Raw genomic sequence first — 20,041 nt, 5'->3', positions numbered from 1 at the left:
TTATATTCAAAGCCTTACTTACTCTGATTTCTTTTCGCAATCTGCTTTTCGTGGAATTCAATAAATCTATCAAATTCCTCTATAGGAATTCTTTTTCCTATTATTCTCTTTTCAGAATCCAGAATAAATGAGGTAGGAGTGGCATAAACATCATAATTTTCTCTAAAATAATAATGGTGTCCTTTATCCCACAAGTTCAGCATATCACCTGTTTTATATTTTTCTACAAACTCTTTATGCTTTTCCGTTTCATAGTCTACTGAAACATTATAAATCACAATGCCCTTTTCTTTTGCTTTAGCATTATAGGCCACCAATTCCGGAGCGGCTTCTTTACAGTGACCACAGTCTGGGCTATAAAAATAAACTATCGTATACTTTCCTTTACTTTCTTGAACGGTTCTGGCGTTACCCTCTAAATCATAAACCAAGAGCCTAGGAAAAACTTCACCAGTTCTTAACGGTTTCAAAATCTTAACCCTGTCTTTAAATTTCTTTATTTGATCTTCATCTAACCAATTAGCATCTTTTAAGTAATATTCTTCGGCTAAATGGACAAAAACACCATCAAGACCCACTATCTCACTATTTTCATACTTATTAGTCACCCACCAAAGCACATATCTGTACATTTCTGGGTCCTGCTTAGAAAGCATAATGACCTGATCTGCATTGGCAATAATACTGTCCTGAACTTGATAGACTAGATCTTTGAAATACTTTTCCATTTTAGAAAGGAAAAAAGGCGTTCTCAAGTTTCTTGGGTCGCTGAAATCTATACTATCCCAATAATGAGATTTGTAATAACGATAAGCAAAAGTACTGTCTTTGCTTCCATCGGCGTTTAACGGAATTTCTTTAGGGATTTCTACTTCCTTATTTGCCAAAATCACCTTTGAGGCAAAAGTACCTGCATTATTTTTGGCTACATTGTCGATATAAGTGGAAACTTCGTTTTGAAGCTCATTCATTTTATCTCTGCGTAAGACATTCGCATTGGGGTCGTCTGCTTTTATAGATTGATTAACCGCCGCGGCCTTATCATTCATACTCAAAAGAAACTTCCTATAACCAAACAAAATATCATTTTCTGGAGAATTGGTAAACTTCACAGACTTTACAAAATCCAAAGTATCTGCTTCAAAAGAGAATTTTGGTTCATCGCCACTGACAATGAAGTCATAGTATTTTGCAGGATTTAAAACGATAAGGTAAATCCCTCCTTTTAAAGGTTGATCACCTTTGAAATGATACAGACCAGATTCAGCCTTAACAGAATCTACCTTTATGTATTGATTGTATCCAAAAAAATGAGCGAGATAAACCATCTTATCCTGCGGCCCTCCAGCTAACTTAACAGTAATATCATACCCTTTTTGAGCAGATAATTGAAAAACAAATGACAGTATTAGAATAGCACTTAGTGTAAATCTTTTCATTGGTTTAATTTTAAAACTTTCTATGACGGATTCATACCACTAATTTTACTTTTAAATGATCATTGAAAGTAAAACCTAAGTGGTATGACGCAAATTTAATTATTAACGAAAATATATTTCCAATATTAACATCTCTTTATGTTTTACCTTGTTTCCAAGTTACTTACGTTCTTGTTGATGCCCATAGGGATAATTATCTCCTTAATCCTTGCAATGACTATTTGTAAAAATCGTACCAAAGCTAAACAGTTGGGGTACCTTACAATATTGTTAACATATCTTTTTAGCTCTCCTATACTGGTGAACAAGCTGACTATTCTATGGGAAGAGCCTCAAAAAGACATTGAAAAAATGGAATCCCACGATGTAGGTATTCTTTTAACAGGGGCATTAACAAACGCTTATCTTCCCTATCCAGAAAATATAGACCTAAAAAATTCTGGAGACCGACTTTGGCAAACTTTACACCTTTATAAAGAAGGTAAAATAACAAACATTATCATTTCTGGTGGAGACACTTCCTTATTAAACAAGAACATAAAAACAGAAATAGATTATGCAAAAATGTTTCTTGTAAAGAATGGCGTAGATCCACATGAAATTTTCTTAGACCACGCCTCCAAAAACACAAACGAAAACGCCTTAAACTCATCAAAATTATTAAACGAAAGCTTTAAGAACAAATCTGTCCTTATCATCACCTCCGCATTTCACATGAAAAGAGCGATGGCCTGTTACAAGAAAAGAGGAGTCAATGCCTCCTCTTTTCCCTCAAATTTCTTATCATTCCATAACAAACCAGATCTCTTGGATTACTTTCCAGATGCCAATGCTTTCCAAACTTCCAGTCAAATAATTAGAGAAATTATAGGAATGGCTGTTTATAAACTAATGGGATATGCTTAATCTATTAGATACTTAAAATATGTACCATTCTTAACAAGTCCTCATGAATAGGCTTTGGCTTTTGGATGGTATCGATGAAAGGCGTGTAGACTAAATTATTATTTACAATACCCGCCATTACATTCTTTTCGCCATTTATAAGACCTTCTATAGCTCCTAAGCCAAGTCTACTTGCCAAAATCCTATCATAGGCCGTTGGTCCACCACCACGCTGAATATGTCCAAGGGTAGTTACCCTAATATCTAGTTTATCTCCAACTTGCTTCTTGATTTTTTCTGCTATTTCTGGAGCATGACCCTCTTCATCTCCTTCTGCAACCACTACTATAGAAGAAGATTTAGATCTTTGCCATCCATCTTTCAGTGTAGAGATAACTTTTTTCAATGGAGTATGTGTTTCAGGAACCATCACAATTTCTGCTCCTCCACCTATTCCAGACTGAATAGCGATATAACCAGAGTCACGACCCATTACCTCAATAAAAAAAACGCGGTCATGAGAATCTGCCGTATCACGAATTTTATCGATAGCCTCTAGCGACGTGTTTACGGCCGTATCAAAACCAATAGTATAATCGGTTCCATACAAATCGTTATCTATCGTTCCTGGACATCCTACAGTAGGTATTTGATATTCATTATAAAAGACTTCTGCTCCTGTAAAAGTACCATTACCTCCAATAGCTATCAAACCATCTATTTCATGAGACATAAGGGTCTCATAAGCTTTCTTTCTTCCTTCAGGAGTCATAAACTCCATACTTCTAGCTGATTTTAATATAGTCCCGCCTCTCTGTACTATATTACTCACGGATCTAGAATCCATGCTTTTGATATCACCGGAAATCATCCCTGAATAACCACGGACTATACCGTACATATCCAGTCCATGATAAATCCCTCCTCTCACTACAGCTCTAATACAAGCGTTCATTCCTGGGGCGTCTCCACCCGATGTAAATATTGCTACTTTTTTCATTTGACGTAATATGGTTTCAACAAACGTGGCAAAAATAATCAGATTTAGGGATTAACACCATTTTGATCCTGCCTGTTTATTACGCAATAAATAAATTTTTCAATCAAAGTCATGGTAAATCATACATAATTAATATTACACCTTCCATTGGCACGTTTTTTGGGCTCCAACAAGCATATACGCTAAAATGTCAAATAAAAGATTTTGTAGTTAATCGAACTAAAGGAAAAAAAATGAATCTACGACTAAAAAAGAACGCTTTCTTAACGCTCTTCTTTTTGATTTTACTTGGATTGTCGCAAGTTAAAGCCCAAACAGAAGGAGGAGTAGGAATTGGAACAACAACACCGGACAATTCTGCCATATTAGATCTAAGTTCTAACAACAAAGGTCTCTTATTACCGCGAATGTCACTACAGGACAGAGCTGCCATCAAAGACCCCGCAAAGGGTTTGATAGTTTATCAGACCAATTTTATGTCTGGACTCTATATTTACGACGGAAATCAATGGACTACAGTAAGTAACACAGAAGCAAGATTAACTGCGGAAGATACTTCTATCTGGAGCACCATTGGAAATGCTGGTCTTAAAGCCGAACAAAACTTTATTGGAACTACAGACGAAACCGCTTTAGTTTTTAAAGTGAATAATTACAAATCGGGCTTAATTGACCCCGAAAGAGGAAATTTATTCCTAGGTTATCGTTCTGGTCAAAACTCTGCAGCTTATAACTCCGTGGTACTCGGCTCTTTAGCCATGCAAAAGGCAAATACCAGTGGAAACAATATTGCTTTAGGTTTCCAATCCATGTTTAATAATGAGAATGGAGGACATAACGTAGGAATAGGAACAGGCTCATTAGTGTCCAATATTTCTGGAAATAACAACGTAGCCATAGGTTCTTTGTCTGGATATAAAGCCACAGGAGCTAGCAATGTATTCCTAGGCTTTCAGGCTGGATATTCCGAGCAAGGAAGCAATAAGTTGGTCATAGCAAACGAAGCAAATCGCTCCCCGCTAATCTATGGAGACTTTCTTCAAGGCAGACTTGGATTCAACACACAGGAACTTACATCTACTGTAAATATCAACAGCGATGCTGCAAACACCAGCGGACTGCGATTTTTGAAACTGACTAACCAATCACCTGTTTCTAATTCATCTGGAAAAGTCTTAACCGTCAATGGAAATGGAGAGGTTGTACTAACCTCTGATTTGACCGGTGAGGCAGCCACAACCTATTGGACAGCTACTTCAAACAAAATTGAGAACTCCAACTCTGGCGTCGTAGCCATTAAAAATGACTTGACTGTTGGAAATAAAATAACCGTGAAAAACCTCTCTGTAGGCTCAGACGGATTAACACTGCCCTTCTTAAATCAATCGAATAAGATTTTAGGTTTAAATGATGCAGGAAAGATAATCACCGTTGATATGCCAACGAGTGGCACCGGAGGAACTCCCTCTGGTACTAGCGATCAGTGGTATTACAGTGCTTCAGGAGATCTGACTGCAAACATTTCGAACTCCAACAGGGTTTCGATGTTTGGTATAAATGTGGCCTGGGGTGGTATTAAGTTTACAGAACTAAACTCTACCTATGCTAACCCATTCCCTTCCAACGGCTTAGCCTTATCACTGGATGAATTAGGAAATGTTATTCTAACCAAAAACGCTGATGGCGGCACGGGCTCAAGTTCAGGAACAGGAAATAGCAAATGGAGTCAATCAGGGAACATCATTTTCACACCTACGGATAACAAAGTAGCTATAGGGTCTGGATTAACTTCCTTACCAGATGGCTACCTCTTATATGTAAAGAAAGGTATATTGGCAGAAAGAGTGAGAGTGGCCGTAGCGACATCATCTAAATGGGCAGATTATGTATTCAAAGACGATTATAAATTAATGCCTCTTCATGAAGTCGAAAGCTTTATTACTGAAAACAAACACTTGCCAAACGTACCATCAGCAGCCGAAGTTGCCGCATCAGGCATTGACATGGCTGAAATGGCTGCCAAACAAATGGAGAAGATTGAAGAACTAACACTTTATCTAATTGATGCCAACAAACGTATTGAGAAACTTGAAAAAGAAGTAGCAGCCTATAAAAAATAATTTTACAAAAAACTCTTAAAAGACCCACTTGGTGCATACCGAGTGGGTTTCTTATTTAAGCCCGCTTATGCATTAGTCAATCTCCCGATTTTATCGGGACCGTAGCTAAATTGCTTCAAATCAGTAGGTAAAACCAATTAAAGTAAATCACCATAGCCATGCTAATTTACTTTAATTCTGATTTATTGTACTTTAAAACTCATAACGATTCCCCCAACGCATAATCCTGTTTAAAGACTAACTATGCCATTTCTTATGGCAAAAAGTACCATCCCCACCCTACTTTTGACATCTAACTTATAAAACAGATTTTCTCTGTAGCCATCTACTGTCCTTGGAGATATGCACATCTTATCTGCTATTTCCTTATAAGTAAATTCCGAACACGCCAATTGAAGAAATTCATATTCTCTAGCCTGATATGTAATATCCGAACTAACTAACTCCTTTTTCTTTCCATTCAGAGAAGAAAGCAAAGTATTTGCCACCAAATCACTGTGATAATATCCTTTGGAGACCAGCTCATTTAGTGCCAATTCCAAATCGTCGGTATCAGAATCCTTTAGAAGGTAGCCTTTGGCACCACAACGGAGCATTTTTATAATAGCCTCTTCGTCATCTTCTACAGAGAGTGCCATCAATTTTATAGACGGAAATTCTTTCGTAAGACGCTGGGAGGTTTCAAAGCCATCCATTACAGGCATATTTATGTCTATTAGGGCTATGTCTGGTAGGTTTTGAGCATCTAAGCTTGATAAGAATTCACTACCATTAGCGGCATGATGCGTTACTTCATAATTATCAAACCTGCTAATGAGTTCTCCAAGAGCATTTCTTATGAGACTGTGATCGTCAATCAGTGCGACTTTTTTCATGGCTAGCGGTAGTTTTAGGGATAGATAGCTTGATTTGGGTTCCATTTCCAATGCTGCTTCTTATCTCTAAATCTCCACTTATTAGTTTTGCTCTATTCAACAGGTTTGCTAAACCAGCTCCTGAATTAAAACTTTTTAGGCTAGATTTTTCTCTAAAATCGAATCCGCAACCATCGTCAAGTACATCTAAAGTATAGACTTCTCCGATTTTCTGCAAACTTACTTTTAAGTTTTTGGCACCAGAATGCTTGATAACATTCTGAACTATCTCCTGAAAAATCCTAAAAATAATGATTTCAATTTGTGCATCAACCTCCAAAACTCTTACCTCACATTGAAATTCAACATTAAAAACACCCACTTTAGAGAGCCTGTCTACTTCAAAATCTAGAGCATTAATAAGCCCCCCATTTAGAATATTATCCGAATTAAGTGTTTTAGATAGCCCTCTTAGATCCTTTATGGCTTTACTCAAAAACTCCTTACTATCCCCTACTCTTTTTATCCCAGGATGTTCATCGTCAATGGTATTCAGTTGAATTTTTATAAGACTAAGCATTTGCCCAATATTATCGTGGATTTCCCGAGCAATATGCTTCATGGTGTTCTCCTGCACCTCGTTTTTGGCAGTCAGAATTTCTTCCTTGAATTGGGCTTGTAGATTGGTCTTTTCTAGTTTGTGGGCTTGTTGGCGGCGTTGGAAAACAAAGGCAAAAATAATAACAGCAGTAAAGAGCATCAAAAGGATTAGGGCTCCTGCTATCAAACTGAAAATTATTTCGGAATTATTGTTTGCCATCTATACTCGAAGCCTGTTTTGATAAAAATACAGGAACAAACAGACCATATAATAAGTAATTGCTAAAAAAACGAATATTAGCAAGAACAGATGATAGCTCCGGATGTTTTTCAGCTATGCTATTATGAGTTCCTAAAACAAAAAGATTGATCAAACTAAAAAAAGAAAAACCAATACTAACCCAAAATAAAGGAAAATCAATAAAACTATTATTTGTTTCTAACAAAAGAAGCCTCCTTAAATACAACAAATTGATCAAAAGCAGTAAAACACAATACACCAGAAATGCATTCGAGTTAAACTCTTCCATAAAACTTTGAAAAAACACACTATTTATAAGAGAGAAAATCAAAAACGAAAACCCAAATATTAATGATATTCTTTTAAAACCTTCTTTTTCATATGCCGTCATTATTAGAATAAATTCAAAAGGCATAAAAATATGATATACGAACAAATTGGAATGTCCTTTTAATCTTAAAAATGTAGCAATAATCTCGCTAAATAGAGTTATAATTAATAAAAGCAGTAAAGCTTTACTACTCTTATTTAAAGAGTCGAATCTATAAACACCTACTAAAAAACTAATTACAATTACTGCAAAATACGCTGCATACATTGGTGTCATGGACAAGTTCCGCAAGGATCCACATACTCAATATAATGCCCATCTTGACCTTTATTTGAGGTTTTCCTAGGAACTTTGACTCTAAAACTTCTTAAATTTCCAACATCATCAACCGTATCAACTCCACTTATCATTATAGTTAATGTGTCTCTTGAAGATTTACCTAGCTTTAGTCCTACATCAAATAAAACTTGATCAACTATATCATCTTTAGTATCATCCTTTTGTTTTTGGTGTATTAATTCGTCCAGCATTGAAGCATCGACTTTCCATCCCCTCAAAGAATCTTGCCATAAGATTAACCTAAATTTGTCAGAAGTCATAGGCAATGTTTCCAACGACATACGAAAGTTTTCCTTGGTTCTCAAAATAAACTCTTCATTCACCCAACCTCCAGCCTGTCTTTTATCGATAAAGCCTGCAGACTTTTTAGTAATTTGATCAATATAACTTTGCTTTACCGCTGGAGGGAAATCAGCAAACTTCATTTCTTCTTTTTTTAAAACGAAATAAAAATATCCAATTAAAAATCCTGCTACAAGTCCAATAACAGTCGCAAAAACTATTTTTTTATTCTCTTTAATTTCCATGAGCCTTTTTTATACAAAAAAAAAGTATAAATGGTCTTAAAACCACGGGAAAAACACCCTATTTCTAAAACCGAGCAAACCCCCTATCTTAGCATTACAAACCCAAACTAAGATAGACCCTATCAAAAACATAGCACCCACCTACAAAGCGTTAATGCCGATGCTTTATCTTTTACTGCTTGCGATACTAAGTTCTTGCAGCTTGGAAGACCAGAAGGTGAGGAATATGGTGCCAGAGCAGGTTGTGGTGAAACAGCTGGTGACTTTTATTGACAGCACCCATACACTGGGTATTGAGGATGTGTGGGCCAAACCCTCGCTTTTTAAGCCCTACCCGGGGCCAGAGATTAATTACGGGCACTTGAGAGATGCACTCTGGGTAAGAATAACTTTAGAGAACAAAACAGACTCTCTGAGAAAATTTTACTTTAGCTCAGATCAGGTTATTCTGGAAGACGTTCGTTTTTACGATAAAAAAGATAGCATTTGGAATGAAGAAAAATCAGGTTGGGGCCTCGCCGCCAATCAAAAAAACACTCCCTCTTATTTGCATGCTTTCAAATTTGAACTTTTACCAAAAGAACAAAAAAACTATTTCTTTAGAATAAAAAACGAATATCAAGTCGTCAGACTTCCTTTGCATCTCTATTCCAAAACCCAGTTTTATGGGCATTATGGTTTTTATGTCTTTTTAGACGGCTTGGTGATTATGGCATTGATTACCTCAATTTTATATGCCATTTACAACCTTATTTTTTCACGGAAAGAGCGAATTCTATTTTACTATCTGCTTTATGCCGCCAATTTCTTAGTTTTTTACGGCATCCGTATAGCCTCCCCAGCCCATATTACCTCGGCATACCCATCGGTTCTTAACTACTTTGTGCATATTTTCATATTTACCAGTACCTATGCCTTTGTTAAATTTGGAATACGCTTTATAGACCCCAATAAAGATGACAAAAACCCCATCTTAGAAAAGATCATTGACGTATTCTTTGGCTTAACCATCTTGGTGTCATTGCTCCCAAAATATTCTGATTCTACTATTTTCAATAGTATTAAACTCACGTTTTTTGTTGGCTCCATTCTATATCTCATTTGGTACATGATCATCCGCTTTAGGAAAAGTCTTCTCTCCAAGATTTATTTCTTTATGGGAATGCCATTGATTATTTCTGGATTAGTGGAGGGCCTAACCAATGTTTTTGGAATTCTAAAAATCCCAAATCAGTTTTTTGAAGCCTTCCGAATTTCCATTTGTATTGAGATGCTGTACATTCTTTTTGCGTACATCTATCGAGAAAAAATACTGACATCTATTATTCAAAATAGATTAAAACAAGCCGAATTTAAACTTCTGAGGTCAAAAATTGACGCCCAAGAAGCGGAACAGCAGAGAATTGCGGTGGATCTACATGACGACCTAGGAGGTACCCTATCTACTTTAAAAAGATTGGTTTATGATAACCTTCTAAATAATGTTCCCAAAAGGGAATCGGAAGCAATCAAAAATTTAACCCAAAAGGCAGGAGACGACCTTAGACGCATATCTCATGCCTTAATGCCACCTGAGTTTGAAACAACTGGCCTTGTAGAATCTGTAAAGGAACTTTTAAGGAGCAATAATTCTGACAAAAGGAAAATACAATTCATACAACACGGGGAGCCGCAAAAACTTAAGAATTCCATTGAACTCAACGTTTATAGAATAGTGTCAGAAATTTTTCAAAACATCAATAAGCACAGTAAAGCCACCAAGGTTTTGGTGCAATTCATTTGGACCGATAATGAGCTAACCCTGATGGTTGAAGATAATGGCAGCGACTTTAGAAACGCTGAATCTGGTATGGGAATGAAAAACATGCGAATGAGGGCGGAATATATCGGAGGCTTCATTAACTTTGATTCCAACGGAATAGAGTCTACTATTACGTTAGAAGTACCCCTTAAATGACCACTAAAGTACTTATTGCAGACGACCATCAGCTTTTTGGCAATGGTTTAAAAGAACTTTTACAGAAAGGTAATCTGTATGAGGTTTATGGTCCTATAAAGCATGAGGAAGAAATAAAAAAAAGTATCTCCGAGCTTAGACCCGCTGTACTTTTGCTAGATATCAATCTAAACGGAACCAACGGCATTGAACTGGGAGAAGTATTAAAGAACGATTTTCCCGAGCTTAAAATCATCATCATTACCATGTATGAAAACATGGCTTTTTTAGCTCAAAGTAAGGAGGCCAATTTAGATGGTTACTTATTAAAAGATTGTGAAACCTCCGAACTGCTAGACGGCATAAAAAAAGTACTTCAAGGCGGTTCCTGTTTTATAGAGATTGAAAATGCTTTTTTTGAGAATGAGTTTTTCAAAGACCGCTTTTTAGAAAAGTATAATATTACCGAGCGTGAGATGGAAATTATGACTCACCTGAAAAATGGAAGAACCAATGAAGAAATAGCCAAGAGGTTATTCTTAAGTTTCCATACCGTAAAAACACACCGGAAAAATATCTATAACAAGCTAGGTGTCAACAATTTAGCGGAACTCATAGATTTCACCTCACAAACTCCGTGAAAAACACCCCCGCTTTTCACCCTATCATTTAGGGTCTAATTCATCTGTTTTAAGAAGCTAATAAGTCAGAATTTTGGAATACAAATTCTAACACTTAAAAGCATATAACCATGACAGAAGAACTGATTTTAGACCAAAAAATGGAAGGCTTTATGCATCAACTTACTCAGAAAGTTAATGCCGCCAACCTATTATTCGAAAAGAAATTGAAGTCCAATTTCCCTGAAGGCTTACAAAAGGAACAATACATTAGATACCTTCAAATGCAGTATCATTTGACCAAAGGTGTACAAGAAACGTTTTTGGCTCTTGCCGCACATAGTGACACCCGAACCTATAAAAAACTGCGACCCTTTTTGATCAACTTTGCTTATGAAGAAGAAATGCACTTCAAATTGGCCGAAAAAGATTTAAAAAACCTTGAAGCCCAAACTGGTGAAATGCCATTTCTGGTAGAAGTCTGGTGGGCATACCAGAAAGAAGTAGTGAAAAACAAGCCACTGGAAAGACTTGGGGCCACAGCTGTTTTAGAAAACATTGGAAACTATGCGGCACCTATTATAAAAAAGCTAATGGGTTCTGCCACGTTTATCAGTAAAAAGAACACCACTTTTACCCAGGTCCATATGCATGAAGCTCTACCTCATGGCGATCAAATTTTGGATGCTTTAGCCCAAGAAAAATTCAGTGTATTGCATCAAAAACAACTTTTAGAGGGTGCTGAACGAGCTACTTGGCTATATGCTTCATGCATCTATGATTGGATCATTAATGGTTTCATTATCAACCCTAATTAAAAGAATCCATGGATATTTCCACCGTTAACACTCCAGAAGAGCTCGCTGCCATTAAAGCCCTTAGATACTCCGTAAATAAGGACGAATTAGGTAAAGATTTCCTGTTCCAAACAGAAGATACTGGCGACCAAAACGCTCTTATTTTATACGCCAAAAGAGAAGATCTAATTATTGGAAGTTTAAGATGCTCCTTTACTTTTTTTCATGACGGCATTAAAACGTATTGGGGTATAAAAAAGCCCGATTTTAACTCCAAAGTAGCCTTAGTAGACCGGCTAGTGGTGCATCCAGCGTATCGTAAAACCAGAGTTACCTTTGATTTAACAACGGCCATATACAAAAACGCACTTTTAGAAGGTGCACATATGGCTTTAATTGAAACAGAAGAGCATTTGGTGAAAATGTACAACAAAATTGGTTTTCAGGTTTATCGTGAAATAAAACATGATTACGGTCTACGTTTCCAAATGTTTATTAACCCATGGGACTCCGCCTATCTCAACAGCATCAATAGCCCATTTTTCAAAGAATATCTCGCTTATATTCAGTTCGTAAACTCATTCGCACTGGCGGACTTCAGTGGTAATACATCTAAAACTAAAAACCAAAATACCCCGAACGGGGTATTGCCTGTCCCCTAGCATTCCCACTACATTTGAACCTTGTGCAAAACTTATAAGACAGGAGATTATTTTCAAAATAAAACTTCAAAATCGCCATGACCATAGAAAACAAACATACCAATGCCGAAATACTTTTTTTGGAAGCGGATATTAATTATACCAAAATACACTTTAAAGATGGCAGTAATAGACTTTCCTCTTATACGCTTGGCAATCACCAAAAATCACTTGATTCATTTATCCGAGTAAGTAAAAAACACTTGGTCAATCCAAAATTCATTGGGACTTTTAACCGACATGGCAATTATGCCGAACTCAGTTTGAAAAATGGATTTAAAGTGAAAGTTTCTAGAAGAAAAATCAAAGAAGTACAGACTCAACTTACCACATCATAAATTTACAGCAAAGCTTATAAACATATTTAAAACCCCTTTTTATCTATTTAACTAAATCTGCCCTGCCCAAAAGCCTCACGTAAGTGGGGCTTTTTAGGTTATTCCAGCTTAGGGACCACCTTCCTCATGCTCTGATATACCCCCTTATATTCATAAAACATTCAAAGGCATTCTTGATGAAAACCAGTATCATCTATAAGATTTTCAAGAAAAAAGCAACATTAACCATACTAAAGTGGTCTGATTAAAATCAAAATTATAGATTTCTCCATTCTTCCCTAGTTAACTATTTTTTCAATAACCTTATATTTGAATTTTTAAAACAATCATCAGTCAACTATGAACCCAAAAGTATTCGCATTTAAACGCCATAAGACTTTAATATCCAGTCTTATGACTTTCATTATCAGTATATCTTTCGCTACCGCACAGATTAAAAGCACACGTCTTTTTGAGCAACTTGGAGAAGATTTACCAAGTCCAAACGAATACAGAACAGGTTCTGGAGCTCCTGGACATGCTTATTACCAGCAAAAAGCCGATTATAAAATCAAAGTGGAACTGGATGATAAAAATCAAAGAATTATTGGCTCCGAAGAAGTTACTTATTATAATTTCTCTCCAGACCCTTTAAAATACATCTGGGTGCAGTTAGACATGAATATGTTTAAGGACAATTCTATCAATGCACTTTCTAAAACGGGTGGCATTGATTCTAAAATGACATCTGGTCAAATTAATGGCTTACAATCTGCCAGTTCCGTTTTTGGTGATGTGGACAAAAGCAGAGAGCGGGGTTATGACATTACCTTGGTGAAGGATTTACAAGGTAAAGACCTAAAATATACCATTAATAGCACGATGATGCGTATTGATTTACCAACGCCCTTACTTAAAGGACAATCATTCGCATTTAAAATTGACTGGTCATATAATATGGCTGCTTATTACGGCCGTTCGGGTTTTGAGTATTTTAAAGAGGATGATAGCTATAACTATTTTGTAGCTCATTGGTTTCCAAGAATGGCAGTTTATGACGACGTAAACGGCTGGCAGCACAAACAGTTTGTAGGTAATGGAGAATTTGCCCTTGTTTTTGGTGATTATGAAGTGGAGATTACCGTACCAACAGATCATGTATTAGTAGCCACTGGCGAGTGTCAAAACTATAGTCAAGTACTTACGAAAGCTCAAAATAAAAGAATGGAAGAGGCTGCAAAAGCCACCAGTCCAGTGTTGATAGTTACGCCAGAAGAAGCCGCCGAAGCTTCAAAAAAGAAGTCTGACAAGAAACAAACTTGGAAATTTAAAGCCAAAAATGTGCGTGACTTCGCTTTTGCTTCTTCTAGAAGATTTATCTGGGATGCTATGCAAACCGACGTTTATAATAATGGCCGTAAAATATGGAGCATGTCTGTTTACGGTAAAGAAGGAAACCCACTTTGGGGTCAATACAGCACTAAAGTAGTAGAGCATACCATGAAATCTTATGGTGAGCGTACTTTTGAGTATCCTTACCCAGTGGCCATTTCTTGTCACTCTACCGCTGGTGGAGGTATGGAATATCCAATGATTTCATTTAATGGTGGACGACCAGAAACAGATGGCACCTATTCTAATGATGTCAAAAAAGGAATGATTGGCGTAATTATTCATGAAGTAGGTCATAACTTCTTCCCGATGATTGTCAATTCTGACGAACGCCAGTGGACATGGATGGACGAAGGTCTAAACACTTTCTGCCAGTACCTGGCAGAACAAGAATGGGATAGCGACTTCCGCTCTAGAAGAGGAGAAGCACAGAGCATAGTGGAATATATGCGTTCTGACCCTTCTATGATGCAGCCCATCATGACCAATTCTGAACAAATAATCCAGTTTGGAAACAATGCCTACGGAAAACCAGCAGCAGCTCTAAATATTCTTAGAGAAACGGTTATGGGCAGAGAGCTTTTTGATTATGCCTTTAAAGAATACGCTCAAAGATGGGCATTTAAACACCCTAAGCCTGCTGATTTCTTCAGAACTATGGAAGATGCCTCTGGCGTAGACCTAGATTGGTTTTGGAGAGGGTGGTTTTATACCACAAACCCGGTAGACCAAGAGTTAGTTGGTGTGGAATGGTTTGTGGCAGATGCCCAAGACCCTGCAGTAACTAAGGCCGACGAAAAAAGAGCTTATGATATCTCAAGAAATACAACATCTGTAGAAAGAAACAAAACGGATATCAAAAGTACCGTGGAAGAAAGCGACAAAAGATACCAAGATTTCTACAGTACTTTTGACCCATATAAAGTAACGCCACAAGATCAAGCTAGATTTGAAAAATACAAAGCCAGTTTAGCCGAGGATGATAAAGTAATCATAGAAGAAGGAACAAACTTTTATGCTTTGCATATCAAAAACAAAGGCGGTTTGGTGATGCCGGTAATTGTTCAGTTGGATTATGAAGATGGCACTAACGAAGTCATGAGGTTTCCAGCAGAAATATGGAGAAAGAATGCAGAGGAAATTACTAAAACTATTCCTACGGCTAAAAAAGTAGTGAAATTCACGCTTGACCCTTTCTTAGAAATAGCGGATATAGATACCTCTAATAATACTTATCCAAGAGGACAAGCTCAGCCAAGTAGATTTGAACTTTATAAATCAAATAGAGGAAGAGCTGTAAACCCTATGCAGGAAGCTGCTCAAAAGTAAGTTTTTATTGACATCCGGCAGCACCTAAACTGCCGGATGTTTTTTTATAGCTCGTCCACTTATTTTGCCATTCGTGCAACATCCCCTTTTCCAATCAGACTTTTAGACATAGCTTTACGGCGGTTCAGTATACCCGAACTTGACCAAATTTGAACAAAACAATTATTCCCTCGTGCGGGTAGAGGTGCCGAAATTGATTGACACCTAATAAATACATAGAAAAGAACTCCGTATTAGTGGAGAAATGTAAGCAAGGCGACCGCAAGGCACAGTACCAGCTTTATAAGCTCTACTCTAAAGCCATGCTTAATACCTGTATGCGTTTTGTAAAACAACAAGGCGAAGCAGAAGATGTATTGCAAGAGGCCTTTATTGACGCCTTTACAAAAATTGATTCCTTTAGAATGGAATCATCATTTGGTCTTTGGCTGAAGCAAATAGTGGTGAATAAATCCATTAATTACCTTCGGTCAAAAAAACTGGATTTAGTGGATATTGAAGACCACAAATACCAAGTAGAGGAGATAGAGGAACCTTGGTACGACGATGATGACAAAAAGTACAAAATAGAACTCATCAACACGGCAATGCCCCTTTTGCCGGATGGCTACCGAACGGTGCTAAGTATGTACCTTTTTGAAGGCTATGATCATGAAGAAATTGCCACATTTTTAGGCATAAGTGAGAGCACCTCAAGAACACAATACATGAGAGCAAAACAGAAATTATTACAATTAATGAGCAATGGACAAGCTTAAAAACTATATAGAAAAAAACAGGGAGAACTTTGACCATCATGAGCCAAGTATGGATTTATGGTCAAAGATTGAACAACAGCTTTCAGAAACTCAAAAGCCAAAAGAAATAGCTTTTGTACCCAAAAGATGGTTTAACTGGAGAGCCGCCGCTTCTGTCATCCTTCTTCTCAGTATAGGGTACACGGCAGGGAAATACTGGAGACCCGTAACTGAAAATAACGAAATCATTACCCTCAGTCCAAAATACGGTTCAGAGGTAATCCAGTATACCTCATTCATTGACGCTAAGAAAAAGAAACTTAATGCCTACGCTTTAAGCGACCCTGAGCTCATGAAAGATTTTCAGGAGGATCTAGAATCTTTAAATGGATCATTTGAAGATTTAAAAAGCAACTTGCCTAATAATCCTAACCAGGAGGAAATTTTAAACCGAATGATTGACAATCTAGAGTGGCAAATGCAACTTTTAGATCAGCAATTAGACATTATAATAAAGAAAAGGCAAGAAGAAGACAAAAAAGTAATTGTCTAGCCGTCAATTAGAAATGCGGCATTTATTCTCGTTTAATTTAAATTATTAATAATGAAACAGTTCATCATTTGTGTTTTGCTTTTAACAGGCTACACTGCCATGGCTGGCGACTTATGTACGTGTATTGATGTAAAACCTGGTAGCGGTGAGTTTACGCACCTGATAGAAAAAAAGAAATCTGTTAGTTACTCTTATAAGCTAGACACTCAAGACCCTGTAAGCATAGAAAATCATTTTGGAGATGTTAAAGTAAAATTTTGGAACAAGAATCAGGTGAGGGTAGATATTACCATTACTGCCAATGCTCCCACCGTAGAAAAACTAGACGCTTTTTTGAATATTGTAAATATTCAAAGTGTCAAAGAAGGGGGAGAAGCCCGATTTGTAACAAAACTAAATTGCTATAAATCAGCCTTTGGCAATAACATAAGCAAAGAAGACGAGAAGAATTTCCTTAGGGTTGATTACCAAGTCTATATGCCAGAAAACCATAACCTCTCGGTCAACAACTCTCATGGAGATGTTTATATTCCAGCGTTTAATGCCGTTTTAAAAGTAAAACAGGATTATGGTAATTTATATACAGACCATATAAAAAATTCTAGTTCCGTTATTGACGTGAATTTTGGTAAAGCCTTTATTAAATCCATGACTGGAGGGGAACTAAAAGCTAAACAAACATCATTACTCATAGACCGAGTTCAAAACGTTTCTATGACCAATACATGCGGTAGTTTGAAGGTTTTGGAAGCTAATAACTCCCACATAAAAGCGACTTATACAAAAGGATATATAGGAAAAGTTAATGAATCTTGCGAATTCACGGTTAACTACTCAAAAGACTTTAAACTCGGTGAAATACTGGAAGATGTGGAACAACTTCAAATTTCCACTTCTTATACCAATTTTGAGCTACCACTATGCCTTAAAGGCACTTACGATTTAAGAACAAACTGTAAGAACACGGATGTGGTGATGAACGAGAAATCTAAAATTCAGCTGATTAATTCACCGAACAGCTCTCAGAAAAACTATATTATTGGTGGCGATAACTCCGAACGTGCCACCAAGGTTCATCTTACCACCAACTACGGGAAAGTGGAAGTCAAGTAATTTAGCATTTCTAAAAAACACAGGGTCTGAATAGAAATATTCAGACCCTTTTTTGTGCTCAATAATGCCACTAAATCGTTATATTTAGTTTCTTCAACAAACCCTATAAAATAAAATGCAGCAGTTTCATTATAGAACTTGCAACCTTTGCGAAGCTATGTGCGGACTAAAGATTACGCACGAAAACCAAGAGATAATTAAAATAGAAGGCGATAAAAAGGACCCCTTTAGCCGAGGTCATATTTGTCCTAAAGCCTACGGACTTAAAGAAATATACGAAGACCCTGACCGACTAAAAACACCAATAAAAAAGGTTGATGGAGAGTGGCAGCCCATTTCTTGGGAATTGGCCTATAAAGAAATAGCTACCAAAATAGTAGAACTTAATGTAAAGCATGGCCCAGACAGTATAGCCGTATATCAGGGTAATCCCAGTATTCATAATTTAGGAACCACACTCACTGGACCTAGATTCTTCAAAGCCCTCAAAACCAAAAACATTTACTCTGCCTCCTCTTCAGATCAAATCCCCCATCACTTTGCTTCATGGCAAATGTTTGGGCATCCCATGTTGATACCCATCCCCGACATTGACCATACAGAGCTCTTCATCATCATTGGTGGAAATCCAATGGTTTCTAATGGCAGCATGATGACCGTTCCAGACATTGGAAATAGGTTGAAGTCAATTTCCGAAAGAGGGGGCAAGATCATCGTTATAGACCCTCGTTATACCGAAACCGCAGCAAAGGCAGACCAGCACATTTTCATTCAACCTGGAACAGATGCTTGGTTATTTACGGCCATGTTAAAACATATTTTTGATGAGGATTTGATCAATATGAATCATCTTAAAGATTTTACAGACGGACTGGCCGAATTAAAACTGGCAATGGCAAGCTTTGATATCGCCATTGCTGCTGAAAAAACGGGCATTGACCAAAGCACCATAAAAGATTTGGCTACACAAATAAGCCAAACAAAAAAAGCAGCTCTTTATGGGAGAATGGGCATAAGCACCCAAGCCTTTGGTGGATTAAATAATTGGCTCATCAATGCCATAAACATCGTTTCTGGCAACTTGGATATAGAAGGTGGCTTGTTATTCACGAAGCCCTTGGTAGATTTTATTGGTAAAGCCAAACCTAAAGACAGATATAACAGATGGCAAAGTAACGTAAGAAACTTTCCGGAATTTTTGGGTGAATTGCCTGTAGCATGCTTGTCGGAAGAAATTGAAACCGAGGGGAAAGGTCAAATAAAAATGTTGATGACCAGCTGTGGAAATCCAGTACTCTCAATTACCAATGGTAATAGACTAGACAAGGCTCTAGAAAAGTTAGAATATATGGTGAGTTTTGACATCTACCTAAACGAAACCACCAAACACGCAGATATTATTTTACCTCCCGCCACAGGTATAGAAACGTCTCATTATGACCTAACATTTAATGCATTAGCGGTAAGAAACACGGCCAAATACTCCCCTGCCCTATTTCCAAAACACAAAAACGCCAAATACGATTGGGAAATTTTTCAGGAGTTAGGACAAGCTCTGGCAAATGCTGCAGGCGTACCGCCACAAAACGGTGGTAAAGTCTACACACCTGAAGAAATGCTAAGTATTAGTCTCAAACAAAACGACTACCAACTAAGCTTCAAAGATTTAGAAGAGCAAAAGCATGGCATCGACCTTGGTCCTTTGAAACCGCAGCTACCTGAACGTCTCGGAAATGAAGATAAACGAATTAAACTGTGTCCCGAATTATTGATGGAAGACCTCAATCGTTTAAAGCAGTGGTCAGAAAAAAAAGCGGGTTATCTACTTATTGGTAAAAGGCATTTGCGAGATAATAACAGTTGGATGCACAATTCTGAATTGCTTCAAAAAGGAAAAAATAGATGTTTAGTTCTCATTAACCCTGCCGATGCAGAAAAAGAAGGCATTAGCTCTGGAGATAAAGTTATTGTTACATCTAGGGTAGGAAAAATCAGTATAGAAGCTGAGGTGACCACAGACATTATGCCAGGCGTACTCGTAATCCCACATGGCTATGGTCACGAAAAAGGAAACATAAAGCTACGTGTAGCTCAGAAAAACCCAGGCGTAAGTGTAAACGACCTCACAGACGACCTGCTTATAGATGAACTTACAGGAAATGCAGCCTTTAGTAATGTAAGGGTATATATTGAGATTGCCGCTTAATAAA

General features: G+C 37.2%; 18 protein-coding genes. 12 read left to right on the top strand and 6 right to left on the bottom strand.

Annotated elements, in window-relative coordinates; all coding sequences use genetic code 11:
* Positions 1 to 14: 14 nt before the first annotated feature.
* On the bottom strand, positions 15 to 1,439 hold the full coding sequence (locus ACSBFT_RS21795; RefSeq protein ID WP_489602428.1) for a redoxin domain-containing protein: 1,425 nt from the start codon (positions 1,437 to 1,439) through the stop codon (positions 15 to 17).
* Positions 1,440 to 1,706: 267 nt separating this feature from the next.
* Between ACSBFT_RS21795 and ACSBFT_RS21790 the strand changes: the two genes are divergently transcribed.
* Positions 1,707 to 2,345, top strand: coding sequence for a YdcF family protein (locus ACSBFT_RS21790; RefSeq protein WP_489602427.1), 639 nt, complete (start codon positions 1,707 to 1,709; stop codon positions 2,343 to 2,345).
* Between the two features lie 4 nt (positions 2,346 to 2,349).
* Here ACSBFT_RS21790 and pfkA read toward each other — a convergent pair whose 3' ends face one another.
* Complete coding sequence (gene pfkA / locus ACSBFT_RS21785) at positions 2,350 to 3,324, bottom strand: 6-phosphofructokinase (protein WP_463044885.1); 975 nt, start codon at positions 3,322 to 3,324, stop codon at positions 2,350 to 2,352.
* Positions 3,325 to 3,557: 233 nt separating this feature from the next.
* Between pfkA and ACSBFT_RS21780 the strand changes: the two genes are divergently transcribed.
* Positions 3,558 to 5,444: an autotransporter outer membrane beta-barrel domain-containing protein gene (locus ACSBFT_RS21780; RefSeq protein WP_489602426.1), complete on the top strand. Its 1,887-nt coding sequence runs from the start codon at positions 3,558 to 3,560 to the stop codon at positions 5,442 to 5,444.
* Between the two features lie 230 nt (positions 5,445 to 5,674).
* On the opposite strand, the gene ACSBFT_RS21775 is transcribed toward ACSBFT_RS21780, so the two are convergent.
* From ACSBFT_RS21775 to ACSBFT_RS21760, 4 genes are read right to left on the bottom strand one after another with little or no spacing between them, the layout of a single operon-like run.
* Positions 5,675 to 6,319 carry a response regulator gene (locus ACSBFT_RS21775; RefSeq protein ID WP_463044887.1) on the bottom strand — a complete coding sequence of 215 codons (645 nt, stop codon included), beginning with the start codon at positions 6,317 to 6,319 and terminating at the stop codon, positions 5,675 to 5,677.
* Complete coding sequence (locus ACSBFT_RS21770; protein ID WP_489602425.1) at positions 6,297 to 7,118, bottom strand: sensor histidine kinase; 822 nt, start codon at positions 7,116 to 7,118, stop codon at positions 6,297 to 6,299. Before ACSBFT_RS21770 ends, ACSBFT_RS21775 begins: the two co-directional genes overlap by 23 nt.
* Positions 7,105 to 7,746: a hypothetical protein gene (locus ACSBFT_RS21765; protein ID WP_489602424.1), complete on the bottom strand. Its 642-nt coding sequence runs from the start codon at positions 7,744 to 7,746 to the stop codon at positions 7,105 to 7,107. Before ACSBFT_RS21765 ends, ACSBFT_RS21770 begins: the two co-directional genes overlap by 14 nt.
* Positions 7,743 to 8,336, bottom strand: coding sequence for a hypothetical protein (locus ACSBFT_RS21760; protein WP_489602423.1), 594 nt, complete (start codon positions 8,334 to 8,336; stop codon positions 7,743 to 7,745). The genes ACSBFT_RS21765 and ACSBFT_RS21760 overlap by 4 nt, the downstream gene beginning before the upstream one ends.
* Positions 8,337 to 8,538: 202 nt before the next feature.
* Between ACSBFT_RS21760 and ACSBFT_RS21755 the strand changes: the two genes are divergently transcribed.
* From ACSBFT_RS21755 to ACSBFT_RS21710, 10 genes are all read left to right on the top strand, one after another.
* Positions 8,539 to 10,293 (top strand): sensor histidine kinase, encoded by a 1,755-nt coding sequence (locus tag ACSBFT_RS21755; protein WP_489602422.1) that lies wholly within the window; start codon positions 8,539 to 8,541, stop codon positions 10,291 to 10,293.
* The gene (locus tag ACSBFT_RS21750) at positions 10,290 to 10,913 is read left to right on the top strand and encodes a response regulator (RefSeq protein WP_489602421.1); all 624 of its coding nucleotides are present in this window, start codon (positions 10,290 to 10,292) and stop codon (positions 10,911 to 10,913) included. Before ACSBFT_RS21755 ends, ACSBFT_RS21750 begins: the two co-directional genes overlap by 4 nt.
* Before the next feature lie 110 nt (positions 10,914 to 11,023).
* Positions 11,024 to 11,710, top strand: a complete 687-nt coding sequence (locus ACSBFT_RS21745) for a hypothetical protein (protein ID WP_489602420.1) — start codon at positions 11,024 to 11,026, stop codon at positions 11,708 to 11,710.
* 8 nt (positions 11,711 to 11,718) lie between these two features.
* Positions 11,719 to 12,351, top strand: coding sequence for a GNAT family N-acetyltransferase (locus ACSBFT_RS21740; protein WP_489602419.1), 633 nt, complete (start codon positions 11,719 to 11,721; stop codon positions 12,349 to 12,351).
* A 77-nt stretch (positions 12,352 to 12,428) separates the two neighbouring features.
* Positions 12,429 to 12,728 (top strand): LytR/AlgR family response regulator transcription factor, encoded by a 300-nt coding sequence (locus ACSBFT_RS21735; protein WP_463044894.1) that lies wholly within the window; start codon positions 12,429 to 12,431, stop codon positions 12,726 to 12,728.
* A gap of 393 nt (positions 12,729 to 13,121) precedes the next feature.
* Positions 13,122 to 15,428, top strand: coding sequence for a M1 family metallopeptidase (locus tag ACSBFT_RS21730; protein WP_489602418.1), 2,307 nt, complete (start codon positions 13,122 to 13,124; stop codon positions 15,426 to 15,428).
* Between the two features lie 197 nt (positions 15,429 to 15,625).
* A complete protein-coding gene (locus tag ACSBFT_RS21725; protein ID WP_463044896.1) occupies positions 15,626 to 16,186 on the top strand; it encodes an RNA polymerase sigma factor in 561 nt (186 codons plus the stop codon).
* On the top strand, positions 16,173 to 16,718 hold the full coding sequence (locus ACSBFT_RS21720) for a CHASE3 domain-containing protein (RefSeq protein WP_489602417.1): 546 nt from the start codon (positions 16,173 to 16,175) through the stop codon (positions 16,716 to 16,718). The genes ACSBFT_RS21725 and ACSBFT_RS21720 overlap by 14 nt, the downstream gene beginning before the upstream one ends.
* Positions 16,719 to 16,769: 51 nt before the next feature.
* Entirely contained in the window at positions 16,770 to 17,831 is a 1,062-nt protein-coding gene (locus ACSBFT_RS21715; RefSeq protein WP_489602416.1) for a hypothetical protein, read from the top strand.
* Positions 17,832 to 17,946: 115 nt separating this feature from the next.
* A complete protein-coding gene (locus ACSBFT_RS21710; protein WP_489602415.1) occupies positions 17,947 to 20,037 on the top strand; it encodes a molybdopterin-dependent oxidoreductase in 2,091 nt (696 codons plus the stop codon).
* Positions 20,038 to 20,041: the final 4 nt, after the last annotated feature.

The sequence above is a fragment of the Arcticibacterium sp. SM2516 genome, from assembly GCF_057914865.1.
This window is presented reverse-complemented; position numbering and strand designations above follow the sequence as displayed.

What these genes read in the sequence shown, in the direction of transcription:
- ACSBFT_RS21795 (WP_489602428.1), bottom strand. Translation starts at nt 1,439, where the DNA reads ATGAAAAGATTTACACTAAGTGCTATTCTAATACTGTCATTTGTTTTT.
- pfkA (WP_463044885.1), bottom strand. Translation starts at nt 3,324, where the DNA reads ATGAAAAAAGTAGCAATATTTACATCGGGTGGAGACGCCCCAGGAATG.
- ACSBFT_RS21780 (WP_489602426.1), top strand. Translation starts at nt 3,558, where the DNA reads ATGAATCTACGACTAAAAAAGAACGCTTTCTTAACGCTCTTCTTTTTG.
- ACSBFT_RS21775 (WP_463044887.1), bottom strand. Translation starts at nt 6,319, where the DNA reads ATGAAAAAAGTCGCACTGATTGACGATCACAGTCTCATAAGAAATGCT.
- ACSBFT_RS21770 (WP_489602425.1), bottom strand. Translation starts at nt 7,118, where the DNA reads ATGGCAAACAATAATTCCGAAATAATTTTCAGTTTGATAGCAGGAGCC.
- ACSBFT_RS21765 (WP_489602424.1), bottom strand. Translation starts at nt 7,746, where the DNA reads ATGACACCAATGTATGCAGCGTATTTTGCAGTAATTGTAATTAGTTTT.
- ACSBFT_RS21760 (WP_489602423.1), bottom strand. Translation starts at nt 8,336, where the DNA reads ATGGAAATTAAAGAGAATAAAAAAATAGTTTTTGCGACTGTTATTGGA.
- ACSBFT_RS21750 (WP_489602421.1), top strand. Translation starts at nt 10,290, where the DNA reads ATGACCACTAAAGTACTTATTGCAGACGACCATCAGCTTTTTGGCAAT.
- ACSBFT_RS21745 (WP_489602420.1), top strand. Translation starts at nt 11,024, where the DNA reads ATGACAGAAGAACTGATTTTAGACCAAAAAATGGAAGGCTTTATGCAT.
- ACSBFT_RS21740 (WP_489602419.1), top strand. Translation starts at nt 11,719, where the DNA reads ATGGATATTTCCACCGTTAACACTCCAGAAGAGCTCGCTGCCATTAAA.
- ACSBFT_RS21735 (WP_463044894.1), top strand. Translation starts at nt 12,429, where the DNA reads ATGACCATAGAAAACAAACATACCAATGCCGAAATACTTTTTTTGGAA.
- ACSBFT_RS21730 (WP_489602418.1), top strand. Translation starts at nt 13,122, where the DNA reads ATGACTTTCATTATCAGTATATCTTTCGCTACCGCACAGATTAAAAGC.
- ACSBFT_RS21720 (WP_489602417.1), top strand. Translation starts at nt 16,173, where the DNA reads ATGGACAAGCTTAAAAACTATATAGAAAAAAACAGGGAGAACTTTGAC.
- ACSBFT_RS21715 (WP_489602416.1), top strand. Translation starts at nt 16,770, where the DNA reads ATGAAACAGTTCATCATTTGTGTTTTGCTTTTAACAGGCTACACTGCC.
- ACSBFT_RS21710 (WP_489602415.1), top strand. Translation starts at nt 17,947, where the DNA reads ATGCAGCAGTTTCATTATAGAACTTGCAACCTTTGCGAAGCTATGTGC.